The sequence below is a fragment of the Calditrichia bacterium genome, assembly GCA_020634975.1.
GTDB lineage: Bacteria > Calditrichota > Calditrichia > RBG-13-44-9 > J075 > JACKAQ01.
On record JACKAQ010000001.1, the window covers coordinates 1,173,500 to 1,197,332 of the forward strand.

At 48.0% G+C, this 23,833-nt stretch carries 20 protein-coding genes; 5 read left to right on the forward strand and 15 right to left on the reverse strand.

Annotated elements, in window-relative coordinates; translation table 11 throughout:
* Nucleotides 1–96: 96 nt before the first annotated feature.
* Together H6629_04680 and H6629_04685 are read left to right on the forward strand one after the other, a co-directional pair.
* Nucleotides 97–1,137, forward strand: coding sequence for a zinc-dependent alcohol dehydrogenase family protein (locus tag H6629_04680; GenBank protein MCB9067085.1), 1,041 nt, complete (start codon nucleotides 97–99; stop codon nucleotides 1,135–1,137).
* Nucleotides 1,138–1,269: 132 nt separating this feature from the next.
* Complete coding sequence (locus H6629_04685) at nucleotides 1,270–1,887, forward strand: class I SAM-dependent methyltransferase (GenBank protein MCB9067086.1); 618 nt, start codon at nucleotides 1,270–1,272, stop codon at nucleotides 1,885–1,887.
* Between the two features lie 7 nt (nucleotides 1,888–1,894).
* On the opposite strand, the gene H6629_04690 is transcribed toward H6629_04685, so the two are convergent.
* From H6629_04690 to H6629_04740, 11 genes are all read right to left on the reverse strand, one after another.
* Nucleotides 1,895–3,082 (reverse strand): peptidoglycan DD-metalloendopeptidase family protein, encoded by a 1,188-nt coding sequence (locus H6629_04690; protein ID MCB9067087.1) that lies wholly within the window; start codon nucleotides 3,080–3,082, stop codon nucleotides 1,895–1,897.
* Nucleotides 3,083–3,162: 80 nt separating this feature from the next.
* Nucleotides 3,163–5,262: an adenylate/guanylate cyclase domain-containing protein gene (locus H6629_04695; GenBank protein MCB9067088.1), complete on the reverse strand. Its 2,100-nt coding sequence runs from the start codon at nucleotides 5,260–5,262 to the stop codon at nucleotides 3,163–3,165.
* A gap of 77 nt (nucleotides 5,263–5,339) precedes the next feature.
* The gene (locus H6629_04700) at nucleotides 5,340–7,733 is read right to left on the reverse strand and encodes a hypothetical protein (protein ID MCB9067089.1); all 2,394 of its coding nucleotides are present in this window, start codon (nucleotides 7,731–7,733) and stop codon (nucleotides 5,340–5,342) included.
* Nucleotide 7,734: 1 nt separating this feature from the next.
* A complete protein-coding gene (locus H6629_04705) occupies nucleotides 7,735–8,439 on the reverse strand; it encodes a FecR domain-containing protein (protein ID MCB9067090.1) in 705 nt (234 codons plus the stop codon).
* A 65-nt stretch (nucleotides 8,440–8,504) separates the two neighbouring features.
* Nucleotides 8,505–9,662 (reverse strand): hypothetical protein, encoded by a 1,158-nt coding sequence (locus tag H6629_04710; GenBank protein MCB9067091.1) that lies wholly within the window; start codon nucleotides 9,660–9,662, stop codon nucleotides 8,505–8,507.
* Between the two features lie 36 nt (nucleotides 9,663–9,698).
* Nucleotides 9,699–10,217, reverse strand: a complete 519-nt coding sequence (locus H6629_04715; protein MCB9067092.1) for a biotin/lipoyl-binding protein — start codon at nucleotides 10,215–10,217, stop codon at nucleotides 9,699–9,701.
* A 201-nt stretch (nucleotides 10,218–10,418) separates the two neighbouring features.
* A complete protein-coding gene (gene accC, locus H6629_04720) occupies nucleotides 10,419–11,927 on the reverse strand; it encodes an acetyl-CoA carboxylase biotin carboxylase subunit (GenBank protein ID MCB9067093.1) in 1,509 nt (502 codons plus the stop codon).
* A 109-nt stretch (nucleotides 11,928–12,036) separates the two neighbouring features.
* The gene (locus tag H6629_04725) at nucleotides 12,037–12,933 is read right to left on the reverse strand and encodes a glycosyltransferase family 2 protein (protein ID MCB9067094.1); all 897 of its coding nucleotides are present in this window, start codon (nucleotides 12,931–12,933) and stop codon (nucleotides 12,037–12,039) included.
* Complete coding sequence (locus tag H6629_04730; protein MCB9067095.1) at nucleotides 12,843–13,103, reverse strand: DUF4160 domain-containing protein; 261 nt, start codon at nucleotides 13,101–13,103, stop codon at nucleotides 12,843–12,845. Before H6629_04730 ends, H6629_04725 begins: the two co-directional genes overlap by 91 nt.
* On the reverse strand, nucleotides 13,096–13,380 hold the full coding sequence (locus tag H6629_04735; protein ID MCB9067096.1) for a DUF2442 domain-containing protein: 285 nt from the start codon (nucleotides 13,378–13,380) through the stop codon (nucleotides 13,096–13,098). The genes H6629_04730 and H6629_04735 overlap by 8 nt, the downstream gene beginning before the upstream one ends.
* 85 nt (nucleotides 13,381–13,465) lie before the next feature.
* A complete protein-coding gene (locus H6629_04740; protein MCB9067097.1) occupies nucleotides 13,466–14,527 on the reverse strand; it encodes an NAD-dependent epimerase/dehydratase family protein in 1,062 nt (353 codons plus the stop codon).
* Between the two features lie 200 nt (nucleotides 14,528–14,727).
* Here H6629_04740 and H6629_04745 point away from each other — a divergent pair, with 200 nt between their 5' ends.
* Nucleotides 14,728–15,747: a glycosyltransferase gene (locus H6629_04745; GenBank protein ID MCB9067098.1), complete on the forward strand. Its 1,020-nt coding sequence runs from the start codon at nucleotides 14,728–14,730 to the stop codon at nucleotides 15,745–15,747.
* A gap of 81 nt (nucleotides 15,748–15,828) precedes the next feature.
* On the forward strand, nucleotides 15,829–17,958 hold the full coding sequence (gene glgX / locus H6629_04750; protein ID MCB9067099.1) for a glycogen debranching protein GlgX: 2,130 nt from the start codon (nucleotides 15,829–15,831) through the stop codon (nucleotides 17,956–17,958).
* Nucleotides 17,959–17,961: 3 nt separating this feature from the next.
* Here the strand turns inward: glgX and H6629_04755 are convergent, their stop codons facing one another.
* A complete protein-coding gene (locus H6629_04755; protein MCB9067100.1) occupies nucleotides 17,962–18,396 on the reverse strand; it encodes a transcriptional repressor in 435 nt (144 codons plus the stop codon).
* Between the two features lie 223 nt (nucleotides 18,397–18,619).
* On the opposite strand from H6629_04755, the gene H6629_04760 reads away from it, so the two are divergent.
* Nucleotides 18,620–19,036 (forward strand): MerC domain-containing protein, encoded by a 417-nt coding sequence (locus H6629_04760; protein ID MCB9067101.1) that lies wholly within the window; start codon nucleotides 18,620–18,622, stop codon nucleotides 19,034–19,036.
* A 35-nt stretch (nucleotides 19,037–19,071) separates the two neighbouring features.
* Here the strand turns inward: H6629_04760 and H6629_04765 are convergent, their stop codons facing one another.
* Genes H6629_04765 through H6629_04775 form a run of 3 tightly spaced genes read right to left on the reverse strand, consistent with a single transcriptional unit; the run spans nucleotide 19,072 to nucleotide 23,696 of the window.
* Nucleotides 19,072–19,998 (reverse strand): P1 family peptidase, encoded by a 927-nt coding sequence (locus H6629_04765; GenBank protein ID MCB9067102.1) that lies wholly within the window; start codon nucleotides 19,996–19,998, stop codon nucleotides 19,072–19,074.
* Nucleotides 19,999–20,019: 21 nt separating this feature from the next.
* Nucleotides 20,020–20,637, reverse strand: a complete 618-nt coding sequence (locus tag H6629_04770; GenBank protein MCB9067103.1) for a tetratricopeptide repeat protein — start codon at nucleotides 20,635–20,637, stop codon at nucleotides 20,020–20,022.
* Nucleotides 20,638–20,654: 17 nt separating this feature from the next.
* Nucleotides 20,655–23,696, reverse strand: coding sequence for a T9SS type A sorting domain-containing protein (locus H6629_04775; GenBank protein ID MCB9067104.1), 3,042 nt, complete (start codon nucleotides 23,694–23,696; stop codon nucleotides 20,655–20,657).
* Nucleotides 23,697–23,833: the final 137 nt, after the last annotated feature.

The window sequence follows — 23,833 nt, forward strand, 5'->3', positions numbered from 1 at the left end:
AATCCCGCATGGCAACGCCAATTTTGACAAAAGGCACCTTGCTTCCGGATGGGAATCCCGCTATTTTTCGTGGCAATATTGACAATAGGAATCCGCATGAAAGCGTTATATTACGAAACATTTGGCGGGCCGGTTTCACTGCAAAATCTGCCCGATCCAGCGCCATCGCCGAGCGGCGTGGTTATTTCGGTGAAAGCCAGCGGACTGTGCCGCAGCGATTGGCACGGCTGGATGGGGCACGATCCGGACATCCGGTTGCCGCATGTGCCGGGACACGAATTGGCCGGCGAAATCGTCGCAACCGGAAAAAATGTGACGCGCTGGCGCATCGGCGATCGCGTAACCGTTCCCTTTGTGGGTGGATGCGGCAGTTGCCCGCAGTGCGTTTCCGGCAATCACCAGATTTGCGATCACCAGTTTCAGCCGGGATTCACCCATTGGGGGTCGTTTGCGGAATTTGTGGCGATCGATTATGCCGATGTCAACCTCGTTCGCTTGCCGGATGAGATGAATGTCGTGACTGCCGCCAGTCTCGGCTGCCGTTTTGTGACATCGTTTCGCGCAGTCGTTGCGCAGGGTCGGGTTTCCGGCGGAGAGTGGGTGGCAGTGCACGGTTGCGGCGGCGTCGGGCTTTCGGCGATCATGATTGCCAACGCACTCGGCGCGAATGTCATCGCAGTCGATATTTCCGATGAAAAATTGGAATTCGCGAAAAACATCGGCGCGATTGCCACAGTGAACGCAGCAACTTCGCCGGATGTGGTCGGGCAAATTCGGGAAATCAGCGATGGCGGGACGCATGTGTCCATCGATGCGCTGGGCAGCGCGACAACCTGTTTCAATTCTATCGCCAATTTGCGAAAGCGCGGCAAACATGTGCAGGTTGGATTGATGACCGGCGATCACCGTCATCCAAAAATCCCGATGGACACAGTGATTGCCAACGAGTTGGAAATTGTGGGCAGCCACGGGTTGCAGGCGCACAAATACCCGACGTTGCTGGCGATGATCGCCGCCGGAAAATTGCAGCCGGAACGGTTGATCGGCAAAACCATCTCGCTCACCGAAGCAGCAATTGCACTCACCCAAATGGATTCGTTCAGCGGCACCGGCATCACGGTGATTGACCGGTTTTGAGGATGATTTTATTTTCGGGCAGGAGATTCCCGCCTTCGCGGGAGTGACAAAATGAATAAAAACCTTTTCTGCAACATTTGATAAGTCGTTAAAATCCAGCTTGGTCACCACAAAAAACAGTCAAAAAAGATCATGAATCTTTACGAAAAATACATTTTACCGAAAGTTGTTCATCACACTTGCGGCATCGGTCCGGTGATGAAACAGCGCAAAAAAATTGTACCGCTTGCCGAAGGTAATGTGCTGGAAATCGGTTTCGGCTCCGGCAGGAATCTGGCGTTTTACGATCCCGCCAAAATCAAACGGTTGTGGGCGCTGGAGCCATCCCGCGAAATGTGGTCGCTTGCTGAAAATGCGGTTCGGGAATTTCCGGCAAAATTGGACTATCTCGAAAACGGTGCGGAAGATGTGCCGTTGGGGAATCGTAGCGTCGATACCATCGTTGTCACCTTCTCGTTGTGCACCATTCCTGCGGTTGACACAGCGTTGGCAGAAGCCCGCCGTGTGCTGAAATCCGGCGGCAAACTGCTGTTTTGCGAGCACGGCATCGCTCCGGATGCGAGCGTCCGACGTTGGCAAAACAGGTTGAATCCGGTTTGGAAAATTTTCAGCGGGGGATGCAACCTCAATCGCCAGGTGCCACAAATTATTGAAAATGCAGGATTTACCATAGCTAAAATGGATACAATGTATTTACCCGGTTGGAAACCCGCAACATTCAATTATTGGGGAATTGCTGTAAATCCGTAATGTTTATTTATTTGTTAAGCCAAAGCGTGGGGTTTTGCGGCTGGTTGTTTCCGTAAATCTCAAAGTGTAGTTTGGCGCCTTCCAGCGAGCCGGTGTCGCCCACAGTACCGAGAATTGTTCCGGCATCCACCACCTGAAATTTGTTGACCAGCACCTCATCCAAATGTGCGTAAACCGTGTAATACCCGTTGTTGTGATCAACAATGATCGTATTGCCAAAACCGCTGATGTAGGTAATTGTGCTCACAACGCCGGAAAAAACGCAGCGCACTTCTGCACCTTTTTTCGCCTGAATATCGATGCCGTTGTTCACCAAAACGGTTTTCAACCGGGGATTTTTATAATTGCCAAACGGGTGCACGATTTTCCCTTCAACCGGCCAATTCAATTTTTTGCGCTGACCGGCAAAATTACCTTTTACGCGGCTCCAGTCAATTTCCGGGCGAATTTCCGTTGGCGCGCTGCTGCCGTCGCGTTCGCGCTGCAATGATGCAATCAAATTTTGCAACCGCGAGGCGCTTTCTTTTTTGGTGACAATCGCCTGCTCATATAATTTTGTGTTCCGGGAAATTTTATCCACCAACGCCTGCCGGGAAACCCGCTTTTTTTCCAACGCTTTTTGCTCTGCCGCTTTTTCGTTGGCCATTTGTTTTTGGGATTCCAACGCGGTTACCCGTGCGGATTGCAGGGTTTCCAGCTCCGCCTGTTTCGTTTTCAACCGTTCGAACATGCGTTGTCCGTTATCCGAAACCGACTGAAAATAGCGATAGCGCACCACCGCCTGATTAAAATTTTCCGATCCGAGCAACCAGTCCCATTCGCGATCACGCTGGTATTTGTAGGCGAAAACCACCTGCTCGCGGAGCAACCCTTGCAGCCGTCGGATTTGTCCGTTCAGCGAATCAATTTGGGTGTTTAGCACGACCAGTTCCCGTTCACTCTGGCGAATTTCATTGCGCAGCAGGCGTAAGGCTTTGGTCGTCAAACTCACTTGCTGATCAAAATTTTTGAGATTTTCCATCTCATTTTGCAGCTTGCTGGATGCCGATTTCAGCTTGCTTTCCAGATCGGAAATTTCTGACCGCAGCTGTTGCAACTCTGATCGAGCGGAAGTTGCATCCTGTGCGGATAAAATGCCGGACAACATCAGGCAACACAAAATCGGGAAAATCTTCGACAAAACGACGGTTTTCATATTCAGTTTTTTTATTGCTAACACATTGTTTTTTGGAAGGTAAGATACAACGGAAGTAGCCGAAATGCCAGCGCAATCGGCTATTTGGTGGTCATCTGGTACACGCGGTTCCAGTTTGGCGGCGGGGGATTTTTGGCAAATTCCTGCACGCGTTTGAGATACAGGCTGGATGGGCCGTCATCGGGCATGAGGCGCAGGCATTTGCGAAACGCGGATTCGGCGTTTTCCCACTCGCGCTCCTCGTAATATCGAATGCCGTGGTGATACAGCGGCAAAATGCTTTCCAGCAAATTTGGTAGTTTGTCGCCTTTTTTGGCAATCAATTCGTAAACGTTGACGGGTTTGCTTTTGCCTTTCACAATCAACCGGTCGAGCGGGCGCGTGATCATCATATCTTTCACAAAATGGTAGGTTGCCTCGCTGATCATAATGCCGGTGCCGAATGTTTTGTTCGCGCTTTCCAACCGCGCAGCGAGGTTCACTTCATCGCCGATGACCGTGTAGTTGAATTTTTTGGGCGATCCCATATTCCCCACAATCATCGTTCCGGTGCTGATGCCGATGCGCGTGGCGACTGTCGGGCGTCCGGTGCGCAACCACTCGTGGGATAATTCTTTCAATCGTTTTTGCATTTCCAGCGCGGCAAGGCAGCCTTTTGTGGCATGATCCGGGTAGTGAAGCGGCGCGCCAAATTCCGCCATAATCGCATCGCCAATATATTTGTCAATTGTGCCGTCCAATTTTAGCACAATCTCGGACATTTCGGTGAGGTAATCATTGAGCAGCCGCACCAGTTCGCGGTGTCCGAGCGTTTCGGCGATGGTCGTAAAATTGGCGATGTCCGTAAACATCACGGTGATCACCCGTTCTTCGCCGCCGAGCACCAGTTTTTCAGGGTTTCGCTCCAGTTCCTTCACCAATTTTGGCGAAACGTAGTGACCGAATGCATCAGTCACCCGCCGGCGCTCCCGCTGTTCCACATAATAGCTGTAAACCGTTACACTGCCAAAAGTTAGCGCAAGTGCAAATACCGGAAAAACCATCTCCATCACCACCTGCATTTTCACAAACAGCAGAAAAACGGCGGTAATGTAAACGACAACTATCGCACCGGCGGCAATTGCAGATTTGATCGCCGAAAAGCGCAAACTGAGTGCAGTAATTACGGCAATCAGCAATAGCACCAACAGCAATGTCAGCAGTGGCGAAACTTTTTGATAATATTGTTGGGACAAAATGGTGTTTACCGCATTTGCCAAAATTTCGGCACCGGGCGTTTCCGCGGATTGTCCGTCCGCGTTCAAAAACGGGGTGGGAAAATTATCGTGCAGTTCCGCAACCGTGGAACCGATGATCACAATTTTGTTGTTGAATACGCCTTCCGGCAATAACGTTTCGTTAAAATAATTGAGGTCGTATTCCTCACCCAAATCCAACCGCTCATCATCAATTACCGATGCAAATGAGTATTGCGGAAAAGACGCGCGCGGTCCGGCAAAGTTGATCAAAATGGTTGCGGCATCGTAAAATGGAACCATAAAATCACCGAAATCAAGACCTTTGGCGCTGATTTCCGGGGTCAAATCCTGGCTGTAATCGCGGTATTTGCGGATCAATTCCAGTGAAAAAGAGGTCAGCCAATTGTCCTGATACCGCTGAACAACCGGATACCGGCGATAAATACCGTCGGGATCTGTTTCTACAGAAACAAGTCCAAGCCGGTCATTTGCGGCATTTTTGAGAATGTCGATGGGATCAACAAGATATGCATAGGTATTTTGGCGGCTGTGTCGCTCCAATTTGTGGGCTAATACAACGCGACCGGAAAGCTGCAACTGTTCCGCGAGCAGCGAATCACTTTTGGCATTTTGGGTATCCGGACGATCCAGAATGACGTCGATGCCGATCACACGGGCACCGGCTTTGGTGAGGTTTTCGATGGCGCGTGCGTAATACCAACGCGGCCAGGGCCAGCGATCCGGCAATGCTTCAAACGATTCATCATCGATCGTAACCAGCACAACCGGGGAATCCGTTACCGGCTGTTTGCCGCGAAGCAAAAATCGCCAGTCTAACGTGGTAAATTCCAACGATTCGAGCGCAGGTGTGGCTTTGCTAAAAAAAAGCGACAGCACAAATGCGGCAACGGCAATCAGGATAACGACGGTGCTTTTCTTCATAGACCAAAGTGCCAAATAACAGTTGACAGAAAGCGGCTAAAGCAAATATTAGCAAATGCTTAGCCGCCGTTTTTCAATTACAGATTGATATCGTAACGTGCGGTCAGCAGATAATCGCGGAAATCGCGATCACCGGAATAGCTGATCCAATCGCCATTGAGTGAGAGCCGACCAAAATCGGGCAGCGAAAAGATAATCCGTGCGTTCACGAACGAACGGTTGTAATCAAAATTATTGTTGATAAAGCTGGCTCCTGTCGGATCTGTGGGGTCCAGTGTTGAGATATCCGTATTTACCAAACCGTAACGCCCGTTGAGCGCCAACACCAAATCACCCTGCGGATCGAACACGCCGTTAAACGTATATTCCAGCCCGCCGCCAAACGAATTCAGCGAAAGCTCGCTGCTGTTCACATTTGCCGCTGTATTTTCGTTCTGTTGGAAATTGAATTCCAACCGGCTTTTCAGCGGGATGGCGTAACGGGTTTGCAGCAAAAATGAAAATGTATTGGAAAGGTTATCCAACCCGGAAGCTGTTTCGTCGGTGCGGTTGTAATTGAGCACATTCAGGGTAAAATTGTGGCGCAAACCAGTAAACAAAAAGCCGTAGCTAGTTGAAAACTGGATGGTATTTGTGGAATTATCTTCCGCCAAAGCCAGCGAGCTGCTTGCATCTAAACCATTGTTTCGTTTGTAGTTACTGTAGCCAAATGTCAGTGACGGAAAATTCTGCAACGGGAAATACGACACGTTGAAAGACATCGTGCGATTATCGGTTGTCGCCGGTTTCACATTGCCGAGATTGTTTTCGTAATCCTGATACCGCAAGTTCAGGAACAGCTGATTCTGGAACATGCGAATATTATCTGTAATGCTGATGCCTTTAGTATCGCGCAGCAAAAACGGCTGGCCGAGGCTACGAAACTGGCTATCCACCCGTTTGTAGGTTACGGCGAGATTGTTGTTCGCTACGTTCAGCCGCACCGTTCCGTGATAGGCGAACGAGGGCAAAACCACCAGATTTTCGTTAACCGTGATAAATCCGGTTACGAAATCATACAATTTTCTGTCGATATCGGTACCGAGCGCCTGCAGCGTATCATATGAAATACTTTCGCCATCGAGTATGTTCGGGTTGTAAGAACTGGCGTTGAAACTGCCTTCCACAATAAATTTGCGGTTGGGCGTTGCCAGAAATACATCCAACCCACCGGCAGCGGTTTCTTCCGGTTTGTTACCATATTTGATGGAGTTGGGATCGTCTTTTCCTTTGGTGGTAGTGATCCCAAACTGGAAGCTTTTCCGGGTGCCGAAACTCAGGCGCATCCCCGTAACTTCGCGCTCAAAAGTGCCGGGAACAATTGTCGTTACAGCAACGGAATCGCCTTCGATACCGCGAACGGTTTGCCCGGTTGTAAAATCAAAATTGATAAATTTCAAATATAGCTGCCCGTGAAATCCGCGAATAAAAATATTATTCAGCAAAAACTGGTTGAGCTGCGGATAGGTGTCACCGGCGTTCAACCGCAAAAAGCGTTCGTTCCAAAAGTTGGTTTGGGCAAATCCGCTGTAGCGATTTACCGGCTGCAAACGGCTATCTTCCTGATTGGAGAGATAAATCCGTCCGCCGAAGGTGTATTGCTCGGTGCCGGCTTCGATGCGCAATCCGGTTTTGTTGTATTCGCGTTTTTGGGTGCCATCCACCAGATTTTCGTTTCGGGTTTCCGCGAAAAAATTACCGGTAACATCAAAATTGCTGGTTTTTGGCGCGGGACCTTTGCGCGGTGTTGCGGAAAATTGCCATTCTTTTTGGGTCAGCAATCGACCGGAAAAGCTGTATAATTCCACCCGCAAGGTGTGGGAACCGGGTGGAATCCGGCGCGGCGCAAACGAGATAAAATCATCAAATTTTTGCAAAAATTCCGATCGCGACACATCGTAACTATCGAGAAAAACTTTGGTGCGTTCATGATCGATCTGGCTGCTCAGTCCAAAAAAAGATGCGGTGAGCAAAAATTCATCCGCGTAAATAATTTCGCCCGGTTCCGGCGTGATTACCACAATGCCGTCACCCGAATCGAAATCCTGATTCACGGCGATTTGCATCAATTCGCTTTCCGGGCCGTCTTCCGGATAAAACTGGAAAGCGCCGTCCGCATATTCCACTGAAAGGAAATATTCTACCATTTGCCCGGTTTGGTCGGATAAATCGACGCTGGCAAGATAGCGCAAGCCTTCCGGCAGCATCACCTGTGAGCGAAAGTTATTTTCGCCATAATTCCGGTAGTGGATGCGCACTTCGCGCAGCGGCAGGTAGCCGGTTCTGCCAACCTCAATTTCGACCTGCAGCCGTAATTTTTCATCGAGATATGGCTGTCCGGTAAAATCAATTTGCACCCGCCCGCGTGCCAACACTTGCAGCGATAGCAGGCAACCCATAATCAAAAGCCATTTCCAGGATAGTCGCTTCATATCATTCCTGACCTTCTATTTGCATTCTCATCACTCTTTTTTGCCCACTTTCATCGGTAAATTCAAATTCCAGCTGACGGATCGCGCCGGCGCCGCCGCTGAGGTCCGGCGGGATATCGCCGGTTCGCGTCAAACGTACTTCCGGCATGCTGGATCGCGATAAAACCACGGCGGTTTGCCCTTTCCGAACCAATACTTTTCCGGCCTGATTGCTCACTTCAACCGTTCCGTCTGTGGTGATGTAGCGAGTTTCGCCGGATTGGAGGCGCTGCAAAACCCAAAATTGCGTGCCCTTCACCGATGCTACAGATGTCGGTGTCGTCACCGTGAAATTTTTGGGCTGCTGGAATAAGCTGAAGAAAAACGACCCGACTTCAGAGAAAATGTTTTTCGTGATTGAGCCACCGTCGCGCTTCCCTTCGATGGTGCACACCGAGTTTTCGCGAATGCGCATCAGGCTTTTATCATCCAGAAATTTGATGGCGCAGAATGCATCTGCGCTGGTTTCCAGCTTGTCGCCGTCCTGCAAAATTTGCCCTTTTTTGGCAGCAGCACTTTTGAAACTGCTTTTCGGAGTCACCCGGACATCGCCCTTCATTTTCACGATGACAGCGATTTTTTCCGCCGCGAACAGCGGAAACAGCCCAATGAGCAGCCAAATGCCCAGCAAACCCAACGCACGTTGATAAATTGATTGTTCTCTCATTTGTTTGTCTCACTCAATCCGTAATGTTATCCGCATACTGCGAAGACGTTGATTTTCAATAATTTTTAGTAAACTTCTACTTTTTTCAATTTCAATTTGCCCGATTGAAATTGGGAAATCAGCAGCAACAATTGGTTGATTTCGACGGTGCTGCCATCCATTGTAATGGTGCCATTTGGCTCAAATCCATTTTCCAACAGCGATTGCAACGCGCCTTCGTAATCCGGTCCCAAAATCTGCCGCAAAAACGTGACAATCTGCGGGGAATAATTGATGCCCTGCACATCATCCGCTACTTTGAACCGGAAAATATCGCTTTGCAGAACAATGTTGTTCGTCGCGGTTGGAATCACCGATTCCACTTGCCAGTAATAGGTTTTGCCGTTTTCCAGCAAGCGCACGGGACCTACAACCTGCCCGGAGCTCAACACCGGGTTTGTGTCTGTGGGATATTGGATGAAACTGTTTTGATAATTTTGAATATGTAAAATCGGTTGGTGGCTGAGCACATCCTGAATATTAAAATCTTCCGGCTGCTTTTCGTACACATAAAAGTTGAAGGTAACACTACCGGGAACCGCATCTGCATACCATTGAAAATACGGAAAAATCGTGTTGATTTCTTCAATAATGCTTTCGGAAACAGAACGTCCCGGAAACTGTTGCTCGATGGATGTCGGGTTGCTGATGAACAAGGTATGATCCGGGTTATCATCACCAATGACGCTACCGTCGCTGACGAGAATTGCACTCATCAAAAAATCATATTGTCCGGCAGGTAAAAAGCCGGTATTCAAAATGGCTTCTTCCAGATTATCAACCGCATTATAATCGATATCGTTATCATCAATATCCAATTCCAGGGTTTGGCCATTCACCAGCGGAACACCCATACTTAATAATTGGCTATTTGTGACAATAACAATGCCCGGCGGTAAGTCAATTTCATTCGATTCACCGCGAACAATTTGAACCCCATTTGCCAGCACCCGCAATTCCAATTTTATGCGTAAAGTGCTTTCGGTATTGGATGTTACGGTTAGGTTAAAAAACGGGGGGATATCACCGGAATTTGTCAAATCCAGATCACCGGCGGTAAAAATAATGGCTTCCGGATTGATCAGGCTAAGATCGACCGTTACATCCGGTAACTGTGCCTGCAAGCTGCCGGATATGCCGAATAGCATGCAAAAAATCACTAAAAGTGAATACAATCGCTTCATTTTGTTTCCTTTAAAAAATGTCGGATTTCGAATGCCTTAATTGGCTTCCACGGGTTGGAGCGCCACAATCACATCCCCCACAGAAACCAGGTCGTTTTCCTGATGCAAAATCTCGCTGATTTTTCCGTCTCTCGGCGATTTAACATCATTTTCCATTTTCATTGCTTCCACGATAAACAGTGTCTGATTTTGCCGCACATCATCGCCGGTTTTCACCAGCATTTTGAGAATTTTACCGGGCATCGGTGCGGAAATTTCGTTTGCTGTTGCACCATCTCCGCTGTCTCCGGCGGCAAATCCGGGGCGGTTTGCTTCGCCGCGTTCAAAAATATAGGTTTTGCCGTCGATTGCGATAAACACGCTGTCTTTGTCGCTGGCGAAATGCGCCGTTTGGCGTCGCCCGTTCCGGATGATAGAGAAGGTATTCGCATCGATTTTCTCAAATTGCAAATCCAGCGTTGCATCTTTCACTACTGCTGAAACTTGCCCGTTCGTTTGCTCAATAATTTTTACGGGAAAATTTTCGCCGTTAAAACGAAACTGTTTTTGTTGCATAGAACCACCTGTCTGGAAAAGCACGATGCGAGGGATAAGCTATGATTTGTGTCACTTTTCGCGTGTGATCTACATAGCGATTTTGCAATCCTGTTTTTTAAAGGGTGCAAAAAAGCCTATCCCAAATCGTGTTTTTTCTTAATTTATACACTATCGGATATTTTTATTAAAATTTAATTCATTTTGGAGAAAAATTATTCATTAGCGGAACAACGACCAATCGCCCAGCAATTGCCACGGAGAAGCCGGTCGGGATGCGCCAAATCCATTCATAACATCCTGTTTTTTGGGCTGATCCGCCAATGCAGCAACCGTCGCGGCGAGCAGAACGGTATCGTCATCAACAGCGTTTTTCCATTGGGGCAAATGCTTCGCGATGAAGCCGGTATCTACATCGCCGGACACAAAAGCGGGATGAGCCAAAACCGCTTTCATAAACGGGATGCCGGTTTTCACGCCCAAAACAACGTAATCGGACAACGCGGTTTGCATTTTTTCGATGGCGAGCGTGCGGTTTTCCGCATGAACAATGAGCTTGGAGAGGATGGGATCGTAAAAGTGAGAAACGTCCACGCCGCTGTAAACGCCGGAATCGACCCGAATGCCCGGGCCCGCGGGTTCTTTCAGAAACAGCAGTTTGCCGATGGACGGGAAAAAATTATTCTCCGGATCTTCGGCGTAAATCCGGCACTCGATGGCATGCCCGGTTTGGCGCAAATCCGTTTGCGAAAACGGCAATTTTTCGCCGGCGGCAACCCTAATTTGCTGTTTTACGAGATCGATGCCGGTCACCATTTCCGTGACCGGATGCTCCACCTGAATACGCGCATTTACTTCCAAAAAATAAAAATTGAGGTTTTCGTCGAGTAAAAACTCGACTGTCCCGGCGTTGGTGTAATTCACAGCCGTCATCACGCGGCAGGCGGTTTCGCCCATTTTTTGGCGAAGCTTTTCGTCCAGCGCGGGCGATGGCGTTTCTTCGATAATTTTTTGGTGCCGCCGCTGGATGGAGCATTCCCGTTCGAACAGATGCACCACATTTCCGTGCGTATCCGCCAACACCTGAAATTCCACGTGACGCGGTTTTTCGATGAATTTTTCCATATAAACCGTATCGTTGCCGAAGGCGGATTTTGCCTCACGGCGGCTCGATTCGATAGCATCCGGCAGCGAATCCGCATCGTGCACAACCCGCATGCCTTTTCCGCCGCCACCGGCGGATGCTTTGATCATCACCGGGAAACCGATATCGGCTGCTTTTTCACGAATCCAGTCGATGGATTCCCCCTCGATTTCCACACCCGGCGTTACCGGAATTTTTGCGGCAATCATGGTTTGGCGGGCGGTCAGTTTGTCGCCGACGGCTTCCATCGCTTCTGCGGAAGGGCCGATAAATATCAATCCGGCATCGCGGCAGGCGCGGGCAAAAGTGGCATTTTCCGAAAGAAATCCATATCCCGGATGCACCGCATCGCAGCCGGTAGATTTGGCAGTTTCAACAATTTTTTCGATGTTCAGATAGCTTTCCAGCGCCGGCGGCGGACCGATCAGCACGGATTCGTCCGCAATAATCACGTGCTTGGCTTTGGCATCCGCTTCCGAATAAACGGCAACCGAGGTGATGCCCATTTCCCGGCAGGCGTTCATCACCCGAACGGCTATTTCGCCGCGATTAGCGACCAAAACTTTATTGATGGATTTCGTTTTCATGCAATTATCCCAAGCCTGATATTAAAAAATTAGGGTGCGGCTGTTAGTTTTGTGCTTAAAACCAAACGCTTCCGTTTCGACAAATTATATTTATTTAACAACGAATATTCTACTTACCGACTTCGAGCGAGGTGGTTTCCGGACGCTTTTTGTAATCGCCGCGAGCGAGCGATTTTTCCAGCCAAATATACAAAATCATGAACAGGTAACGGCTGCCCATTTCCTTTATTTTCAATTTGGAAACGCCGTGAGCGCGATTTTTCCAACTGATCGGCACGACGCTGTAATTGTAACCGCGCACGATTGCTTTCAGCGGCAACTCCACGGTGATGTTAAAATGATAGGACAAAATCGGGCGAATGCCGTCAATCGTTTCCCGGCGATAGGCTTTGAAAGCGTTAGTGGTATCATTAAACCGGATGCCGAACAGCACTTCGATAAACCAATTCGCCAGGCGATTCAGCACCATTTTGTGACGCGGGTAATCGATCACTTTTCCGCCTTTGATAAACCGCGAGCCAAACACACAGTCAACACCTTTTTGCAATTCGCGGTAGTATTGCACGATATCTTCCGGCGCGTCGGAGCCATCTGCCATCACGATGGCAACGGCGTCGCCGCTGTAATTTTCCAGCCCTCTTTTGATCGCCAGACCGATGCCGTTGGGCGGCGAGTTGTTTATGTATCGGCAGGTCGGAAATTCCCGCGAAAGCAGTTGCAACACGGATTCGGTGTCATCTTTGCTGTTATCGTTCACCACCAAAACTTCATGCGGAATTTGCTCCGCGTTCAATCGCGAAACGATGTCTTTCACCGTCGCACGGATGGAGCCTTCTTCGTTATATGCCGGGATTACGAGTGATATTTTCAACTTCAAACTATTGTTATTGTTCAACTTAATACTAATGATATAAATTAAACCAGCGGATCGATCTTGCCAGGATCTTCCAGATTTTTGGCTTTCTCCCAGGCATTCAGCAAAGCTGCCTGGTTCAGATTCGCCCATTCAACGGTCAGCCCCAACGCACGGGCAGGCAATTTGCCGTATAAAACAGCAAGTGTATTCAGATCAATTAAGGCTTCATGTTCACCATAATATGCGTGAAAATGTGGTGGTGCATGATCGTCAAAATACATCCGAATAATAATGCCATAAAAGCGGCTGATTTCAGGCATTTACCGACTCTTTTGATAACTGTTTAAACAAATCTTCCGGTTTCTGGCCGGTTAATTTCAGGTAAAGCGCATCCGCACAAAGCTCTACTTCATCTGTCCAGCGTAATTCACCAAATTCACCGATAGAGACATTTTCAAAAACGGCGGTATCATCCCAAATGTTGAATACGCCTTTTTTGGCGTAGCTGCTCAAGTCAATTTCGCCGGACACACCGTCCGCATATTTCAACCAAATGACAAAATGTTTTTTTACTTTCACATCTACAATTTTTTTCATAACACAACCTCATATTTAATAACACTTTGAATATAGGTGTATTTTTACTGAAAGTCAGACTTTTTGCTGTCAATAGCGAATCAACTTACTGCCAGCGACCGCGGTTTTCCGCATACATTTCCTGCAAAATGCCGTCAACATTATATTTGAAATCCCAATCTGGAAAGTGGCTGCGGAATTTTTGCACGCTGCCGACCCACCAAATGTGATCGCCGATGCGGTTGGTTTCGCTATATGTCCAGTTCAGTTCGCGACCGGTAATTTTCTGGCACAAATCGATAGCTTCCAGCATGGAGCAATTGCTGTGGCGACTGCCGCCAACGTTGTAAACTTCCGCCACACGCGGCGACTGGTAAAAATGATAAAACGCATTCACCAAATCGTAGCTGTGAATGTTATCGCGCACCTGTTTGCCTTTGTAACCGAACACCGTGTATGGCTGTCCGGTCATCGTGCATTTCATTAAATATGCCAAAAAACCGTGCAACTGCGTGCCGGAATGGCTCGGTCCGGTGAGGCAACCGCCCCGGAAAATAGCGGTTTTCATATCGAAATAGCGACCGTATTCCTGCACCAGCACATCCGCCGCCACTTTCGATGCGCCAAACAGCGAGTGTTTGGTCTGGTCAATGCTCATATCTTCTGTAATGCCGGAAAAATACGGGTGATTCTCAGCGATTTCCCAACGTTTTTCCAGCTCCACCAACGGCAGGCGATTGGGTGTATCGCCATAAACTTTGTTGGTGGAACAGAAAATGAAAACGGCATCCGGCACGATTTGGCGGGTGTGTTCCAGCAAATTCAACGTGCCGTTGGCGTTCACCGTGAAATCCGTGAACGGGTCCTGCGCTGCCCAATCGTGCGACGGCTGCGCGGCGGTGTGAATGATCAATTTAAGATCGCTGCGATATTTGTTGAAAATGTCGCCAATCGCTGTTTCATCGCGGATATCCGCATCAAAATGGGTGTAATTTTTGAGATTCGATTTGAGTCGCTCAACATTCCAACGGGTGGAGGCTTCGTCGCCAAAAAAGAATTTTCGCATATCGTTGTCAATCCCGACAACCGAAAAACCTAACTCGTGGAAAAACTTCACCGATTCCGACCCGATCAAACCGCCGGAACCTGTTACCAAAACCACGCTCATTTGCAATGTCCCCTTTTGCAATTTCAAGTGAAAAGATAGCCTGAATCATAACAAATTTTGCCCCCAAATGCAAAAGGGAATGTGTCAACTATTCCGGTGCGATGCCGATGATCTTTTTGAACGCAACCATATTTTGATTGAAGATTTTTCCGGAATTCTACGTTTCCGGAAAAATAAGTGTTTAGAAAAAGGACTTTAAAATGAGCAAAAATAATATTTTAATCTCGCTCTGCATGATTGTTAAAAATGAAGCTGCAAATTTACCGCGTTGCCTCGGCAGCGTCAAAAATCTGGTGGATGAAATGATTGTTGTGGACACCGGATCGAGCGACGGAACGCAGGATATCGCCAAAAATGCGGGTGCAAAATTATTCACCGAACCGTGGCAGGATGATTTTTCCGCAGCCAAAAATGCGGCCATTTCCCGCGCAAACGGGCAATGGATTTTGGTGCTGGATGCTGATGAAGAATTGCTGAATCCGAACGAAATTGCCCAACCATTGCGGCAGCAATTAAGCGAAACCAACGCAGATGCGTTCCGGTTACCGGTGCGCAACCGGATGCCGGCCGGCGATTTGATGCAAATTCAGGAATTTTATCTGACGCGGCTGTTCCGCAATCGCCCGGAATTTCGCTACGAAGGGCGCATTCACGAACAAATTCGTCCGGCGATCGAGCGAAACGGCGGCAACATCGAAACCGCTGACGTGACTATTTTACATCACGGCTACGCCCAAACGGATGTTCAGGGTGGGCAAAACCGGCTGCAACGAAACATTCAATTGTTGGAAAGTGCCGTAAAATCTGATCCGCTAAATGCGTATTTAAACTATCACTTAGGATCGAGCTACAAAGATACGGGCGATTTTCAATCTGCCGAAAAACATCTGCAAATCGCTCTGGAAAACGGCAATGCGCTACCGTCGGAAATCCGGGAAAAACTGTTCGCCAAATTGTCCCAAATTGCGCTGGCAAAAAATGATTATCGCAACGCTGCGGCATTCGCCGGCGAATGTTTGGCAATCAGCCCGGACAATTTGATCGGGCTGTACAGCGGTTCGCTGGCGCTCATTTACACCGGCAACTTCGCGGACGCGCTGGACGGTTTTCAGGCAATTTCCGGACATCCGAACGCCAATCCGGCGGAGCTGCCCCAAATTCAGCAAATCATCCAATTCTGCCAGCAAAAATTGGGCAGCGCAACCTATTCACATACATAGCAAAGTTTATCTAAAATGGATTTATTTGATCAAAAAACCGTATATTCCCCACTTCAGCAATCGACAACAACAGGGGAAGAAATGCCGACGACTCACGATATCCAGAGCCGTTTATTTAAGGTAATCAACGATAATTTTGACGTTTCCCGCGGTGCGCCGCTGCCGTTGGGTGTGTCCATCAAACGCGACGGAATTAATTTTTCCGTTTTCTCCAAACATGCCACGTCCGTTCAATTGGTGCTGTATACGCAGGGTGAACACGATCCGCTCATCGAGCTGCGGCTGGACCCGCGATACAACAAAACCGGCGATGTCTGGCATATTTTTATTCGCGGTATCGATCCGGGCATCCGCTATGCCTACCGGATGGATCGCCAGCCGAATACGGCGCCGCACATCCATTATTTTAACCCGGCGATTGTGTTGCTGGACCCGTACGCGAAAGCGTTTTCCGGATCGCCGCAATGGGGGCAGTTGCACAACCGGCGCGGACAAAAAGTGGTTTCGCAAAAAAACACCCGGCGCTGCCTGGTGGTAGATGACGACGGCTTCGATTGGGGATTTGATCAACCGCTGAACACGCCGTTGGCGGATTCGGTGATTTACGAAATGCACGTTCGCGGATTCACCCAGCACCACAGCGCCGGAGCGCAACATCCCGGCACTTTTCGCGGGGTAATCGAGAAAATCCCGTATCTGAAAAAATTGGGCATTACCGCAGTGGAACTGTTGCCCATCAACGAATTTGAAGAGGGCGAAGGCGATCGCTACAATCCCCAAACCGGGCAGCGGCTGCTCAATTTTTGGGGATATAATTCGATCGGGTTTTTCGCGCCGAAAGCCTCGTACGCGCACGACAACCAAAATGACGGACCGGTTCGCGAATTTAAAGAAATGGTAAAAGCGCTGCACGAAGCGGGCATCGAAGTTATTCTCGATATTGTTTTCAACCACACCGCCGAAGGTCAGGCAGATGGGCCAACCTACAATTTCCGGGGATTGGACAACGGGATTTATTACATCATCGATCCGGTTACCGGAGAATATCACAACTATTCCGGCTGCGGAAATACGATGAACTGCAACCATCCGGTGGTGCGCGATCTGATTATCGATTGCCTGCACTATTGGGTGACCGAAATGCATGTTGATGGTTTCCGGTTCGATCTTGCATCCATTTTGGGACGCGGGCAGGATGGAAGCGTGCTGGCAAACCCGCCGCTGATCGAGCGCATCGCGGGCGATCCGATTTTGGCAAATACCAAACTCATCGCCGAAGCGTGGGATGCCGCCGGATTGTATCAGGTTGGCGAATTTCCCGCATGGGGACGATGGGCGGAGTGGAACGGCAAATATCGCGATGACATCCGCCGTTTTGTGAAAAGTGACGCCGGGATGGTTCCCGCGCTGGCCGCACGGCTGGCCGGCAGCGAAGATTTATATGAAGATGACGGGCGCGAACCGTTTCACAGCATCAATTTTATCACCAGTCACGACGGATTTACCTTGCGCGATTTGGTGACTTACAACGACAAACACAATCTCGCCAACGGCGAAAACAATCGCGACGGAACGAACGACAATTACAGTTGGAATTGCGGCACAGAAGGACCAACGGATGATGACGCCATCAGCAATTTGCGCCTGAGGCAGATGAAAAATATGGCCGCGCTGCTGATGCTTTCCCACGGCGTGCCAATGATGCTCGCTGGCGACGAACTCGGGCGAACCCAGCACGGGAACAACAACGCCTATTGCCAGGACAACGAAATCGGTTGGATGGATTGGCAACGCAACCGCGATTCCGGCGATTTATTGCGTTTTTTTCAACAGCTGATTCACATCCGAAAAGAGCACCCGAACCTGCGCCGCGCCAGTTACGATCGCGCCCACGGTGCCGCTTCGCCCTTGATCACTTGGCACGGTACGCGATTGAACCAGCCGGATTGGTCCGCCGGATCACGTTCGCTGGGCATGCATTTGCACAGCAATCCCGCGGATTTTGATATGTATCTCATCGCCAATTCCTATTGGGATTCGCTCAGCTTTGAGCTGCCCGGCACCCGAAGCGGGCGCGAATGGCACCGCGCGATGGACACCAGTTTGGTATCCCCGGAGGATATTTTACCCATCGGGAAAGAAGAAATTTTGCAAAATCAAAAAATTTATACGGTTGGTGAACGGTCGGTAGTGCTGTTGATTTCGAAATAAACATCAGCTGTTGGCGAGCGCTGCGCAGGGTTTGCACAACCCTTCCGCAACCATCGACAGCGAATCCAGCTGATAGCCTTCCGGTAAATCCACTTCCGGAATTTTGATCAGCGGGAGGCAAAATGTGTGTCCGCAACGGCGGCACTGGAAATGCAAATGCTGATCGTTGTGCTGATGTGCAGAGCAATCCTCCGGATGGCAGAGTGCATATTTTGTCACCGGAGAATCATCAACGATTTTGTGGATAAGTCCATTAGTTTCAAATGTTTCCAACGTTCTGTAAATCGTAACCCTGTCACAATTCACCCCCAATTCCCGCTCCAAATCCGCGTGGCTCATCGCATAATTATTCTGTTGAAATGCGCTTAAAATCGCCAGTCGTTTTTCGGTCGGGCGAATCTGATGGGTTCGCAAGGTTTTTACGGTCAGTGCATTCATTTTATCAGCCACATGTTTGATCCAGAAATCAGCTTCAACCGGAAACGATTGAATTTTATTTAACAGTAAATTTTATCCACTGTTTTGTGATTAGGCAAGCGAAAAACGAATATCCAACTTTTTTTGCAACTTTGTTGCAATTTCACTTTAGAAAAACTATATTTGCAACCCTGTTGCAAAAACAGACGTAAGATCGTTTACATTTAATCGAGGGCATTAACCTGTGGGAACATTCGTTTTGAAAATTGCGGATCGTTATAATTTGGATAAATTGGGAATTTCGGCATCCCTGCTGTGCGCTATTCATTGTGCGCTGGTGCCGGTAATTTTGCCGTTGATGAGCGCTGTCGGGCTCGGTTTTTTGTGGTCACATGAATTTGAATTTTTTATGATCGCACTGGCATTTGTTGTGGGAATTTGGGCGTTGAGCCACGGCTATCGTCACGCACACCGCAAGCTGTTGCCGTTTGTGCTGTTTACGATTGGTATCGGCATTATTTTCCTGAGCAAATTAATTTTTCACCATGAATACGAGTTCATCATCCTGCCAATCGGCGCGATTTTTATTGTCACCGCCCACTGGCGAAACTGGAAATTGCATACCCACTGCCCCGCTGCGGACCACTCACACGATCACTAAATCTATAAATTACAGATATTTACAAACCGTTTTATTCACTCACCGATTTTATTCCCCAACTGAACAGCACGCACAATTGCCGCCGCAACCATTTGCGCGGCAACTTCGCCAACGATGCTCACATCCGCTGCTAATTCGCCGGTGCTGAGGGCAAAAACCACGTCGCCATCGTGCATCGTGTGCGCCGGACGCGTAGAACGGGCGATGCCGTTTTGGGCCATCTGGGCTATTTTGTTGATTTCTTCTTTTGTGAATTTCGCGTTGGTTGCCACAACCGCAAGCGTAGTGTTTGTACCGTCCGCTTCCGTCGGGAAACCGCCGCGAATCACTGTGTGCAGCGTGTTGGCAAAACCGCTGCCATCGGGATTTCGCACACCGGCGACAATTTGCCCGTTTGCCGGATCGATCACATCGCCGAGTGCGTTCGCCACGGCAATCGCACCGACACGAATACCGCCGGGTAACTCCGTCGCAGCACTGGCGACGCCGCCGTTCATCGCAAATTCTCGTCCCATAATTTTCCCGACCATCGCGCCACGCCCAACGCCGGTCTGCCCTTCTGCAAAATTTTTCCCGGCATTGGCACATGCATCGTAGCCCATTTGAACGCTGGGAAAATCAGTGTTGCGTTCATTCGTTAAATCGAAAATAATCGCTGCGGGAATAATCGGTACGATAATTCCGCGAGCGTCGTATCCGATCGCGTTTTCCGCACACCACTGCATGGCGCCATCTGCCGTTCGCAATCCGAATGCGCTGCCGCCGCTGAGCATAATGCCATGAATTTTACGCACCATAAATGTGGGGCGAAGCAATTCCGTTTCGCGGGTGCCGGGTGCGGAACCGCGCACATCCACACCGGCGATTGCGCCTTCGCGGCACAAAATCATGGTGCAGCCGGTTGCTTCCGTGTCGTGCGTGCTGTGCCCGACTTCGATGCCGGGGATGTCGGTTATTTTCATAATTTTATTATTTTCAATTGTTTATTGTGCAAAAATTCCGGTTAACACAAATGATTCCGATTCAATTTTTTGAGCCAAGGTAGTCATCCCTTCGGTGGTGCTGATATCCGGATTGAACGATCCGTCAACTTTTTGGATCCAAATCAAACTATCCGTGAAATTCCCAAGCAAAAAATAATTGATCGATTTCAGGGTGTAAACAGATAAAACTGTCAGCGGTAAACCATTGGAAAATGACCAATTAGGCTTGGCGCTCAACAACGAATCCGCAAATTGGTTGGATACCGTAAAATTTTTCATCCCGTTTCGCGTGAACGCCAACCCGGAGAAGATTTCCTCGCGGTTGCCGGACATGCTCAAGCCTTCGTTCAAAACAGAATTGGCATTTGCAAGATTCCCTTTTACCAGATAACACCACCCCAAGCCTGCGATTGCCTCAATCTGGTTTGCTTTATCCCGTGCATCCAGAAAATGCGCAATTGCGGCATCATAATCCTTTGCCTGGAAAGCGTTCCAACCGTCTTCGACAAATTCTGCATAACTTTTTTCTTCGGGCGGCTTTACCGGATTTTTACCGGAACATCCCACAATTCCCCAAAAAATGATCAACATACTGAATAATAAAACAAATTTTTTCATGATTCATATTCCCGTTGCTATTTGATCAAAAGCATTTTTCGAACCAGCGTTGTGTTTTCCGAAGAAAGCTGGTAAAAATAGAAACCACTGCCCACATTCCGGGCGTGGTTGTTTTTGCCGTCCCACTGAATTTTATACATCCCGGCGGAATTTCCGGCAACGTTATATTCGCGGATGAGCCGCCCCTGCAGGTCAAAAATACGAATGGAAACATCGGTTGCTTGCGGCAGAGAAAAACTGATATTCGTTGTTGGATTAAACGGATTGGGATAATTCTGGAAAAGCTCAAATCCGTTGCTGACACTGGCTTCGAGGTCATTCAAATTCTTTTTGGCAACGATTTTTATTTCATTGCCGGCAAATTCTGAAAGCTGAACCAATGCATCATCACTTTCGAAACGAACGCCGGTCGAAACCCATTCACCGGATTCATTACGCATAATTTCAAATGTTTTTGCATCCGAAAAAGTTAGCTTTTTTGGATAAATTTTCAGCGTCGCATTTGTTGCGATAGTCGGTGTTAGCGAAGTTCTGGCGATATAACCATCGTTTTCCAACCGGCTTTCGGCAAAAAATAATTGTTCAGCTTCGATGGTTTTTCCGGGGATTTCGAACACTACCGCATTGTCCGGGGTCGGTAACACCATTGGCAATTCGGGGATCGCGTATTGGATATTCACTGTTCGTGTCACCATATTTTCGACGCCATTTATTGCCGTCCCACCGACGGATATTACATGCACGCCCTTCATCGCAAATTCAAAAGCGCCGCTGAATACCCGTTCCGGCTCATCCAATGCTTGCAGCGTAACCTGATTGGTATCACCGGCAAATGCCACATTTCCGAATGGCTGCTCGGATAATTCCCTGTCGGTGGTTAATACCAGATCCACAAATCTGTTATTTGCCGGATTGGCAAATATCGACAGGTTCAGATTTGGCGGGTCCGCCAATCCATTCAGCCGATATCGATACACATTCATATACGATTGCGGGGAAGCACCAAATCCCCGGTTTGACAACGCTGTTATCAGCGAATCCTGAACAACCAATCCAACTGGTGGAAAACTAAAAACGTTAAATTCCTCATAAAATTCAGGATCTATCACCTCAAGCAATGTGCCATTTTGGGCAAAAACCAAAAGCCTGGTTGAAGGCGCATCGCCGAGTACCACCATATTTCCCAAATTATCAAATCCAATATTCAGCCCTTCACGAACTTCCGGTACGGTTGTTTTCCAGATTCTGTTGCCCAAACTATCAATGGCTTCCAGATAACATTCCCGTCCAACCTTTCCGGTTATAAATATTTTGTTATCAAAAATTTTCAAATCTCTTATCGTGAATTCCGGTGAAGCGCCATAATCAACCTCCGGAAACACCCAGCTTATCGAATCGCCGGGCTGAAAACCGGCCGCATATTTTAACACAAATGCGTCTTTCCGATCATTATAATTACCATCTGGATAAGCACTGACGTAGATATTATTTTCCAAATCGTTTGATAACCGGATGTTGTCGAATCTGGTGTCGCCCGGAAAATTATAAAGCTCATCCCATTGTAAAGTCCCGTTTGTGTCATACGCGATTGTTGAAATTAAATGATCAAGATTTTGGTATTTTGTAAACCCCGTAACGATAATTCGGCCGGTTTCCAGAAACAGTATTTTTTGAGCATAGTCATTTTTTAAAGTTCCGCTGTTACTGTCGAAATAGCGCACCCAGTTTTCAGTTCCATTGGCGGCAATGCTAACTGTAATAAAATCAACATCTGAACTCGTTTCTGTGTAGCCGCATAAATATATTGAACCATTGGGTGCAATTACCATATCGGTAAAAATTGTGGCGGTGCCGGAGAATCCCGGATATTTTTGATGCCAAATCACTTGTCCGCTATTGTTTAGCTTTGTTATCGAAAACAGATTATTGAAGTAGTCTTCGATGACTGCAATATAAATATTTCCGTCATCGTCTGTTTCGAAATCGATCAGGTTTAATTTTTCGGAACTATCCGCCTGCTCTATATATTGCCACAGCAATTGTCCGTTGGTATCGACTTTATTTATCAATATGTCTTCATACAGCCCTTTTTCCCGTTTCGAAATGCCACCGGCAACAAACTGCCCGTTGGATAATCGCAACAGTTTTTCCCCGAAATCGCTGGATACTCGCACATCTTCGAATGCTTCCCAAATGACATTCCCGCTGCTGTCGAATGTTTTGATGTAATTATTCGCGTCAGTGACATTTATTGCCGGGAAAATTGAACATTCGTGTATTAACCCATCCGGTGTTAAAATCAATTTTTTTGAGACATTTACAAGACCGATGCCATCCGGGCGATCGACAGACAATTTCCATTCGCGCGATCCGTTTGCATCAATTTTATGCAATTCCCGGGAAATTATATTGGAAGAATCATGAGTTACACCAAGATAAGTGTTATTGTTTGCATCAACGATGAAATGGAGCAAACCTGCTGCATCTTCGATCACGAATTGATAATTCCATTCAACATCGCCATTTGGCGCAATTTTTTTAAGGAAACCAATAATTTCGGATGTTGCGAGATTGCTGGCTAACGCACCAATAAATAATCCACCTTCGTTGCCCAGTTCTATTTGCGGCTTCTGTCGGACAACAATTTCCGGGTAAAATCCGACGTTCGAATACACCCCATCAGCCGTAAGTTTGCCGATTGAGATTCCACCGCCGGTCATGCTGCTATCCGGATTTAAGTCTGTTGTAATCGTGTAAATTGAATTCTCCGAATCAATAACACTATCAAAACCTGACAAGGCAATTTCATCAAGATTCGACCATAGAATTTCAAGATTATTGCTGATTTTGGTGGTTTTAAGATGATCCGGATCAGGTTGGGAATAGCCGGGTAGAAAATAATTTAAAATGATATTTTCATCAGAATCCAGCTGAAGTGAACAATCCAGAAAAGCCTGGCTATCGTTAATCACAATGGAATCGATCTCCGTAAAATCAGCCGATAGCTTTTTGATGATAATTTCACTTTCGAAAGCAGTGCCGCTTTGAGCAAGTTTCATCAAAAAAATATTGTTCTGTGAATCAACAACAAATTTCAATGTGCTCAGCGCTAATGACTGGATAATATCCGCAAATAATTTTCGGTCGGTTATTTCGCCTGCCGGATTTAACCTGATTAGAAAAGGTATGTCCGATT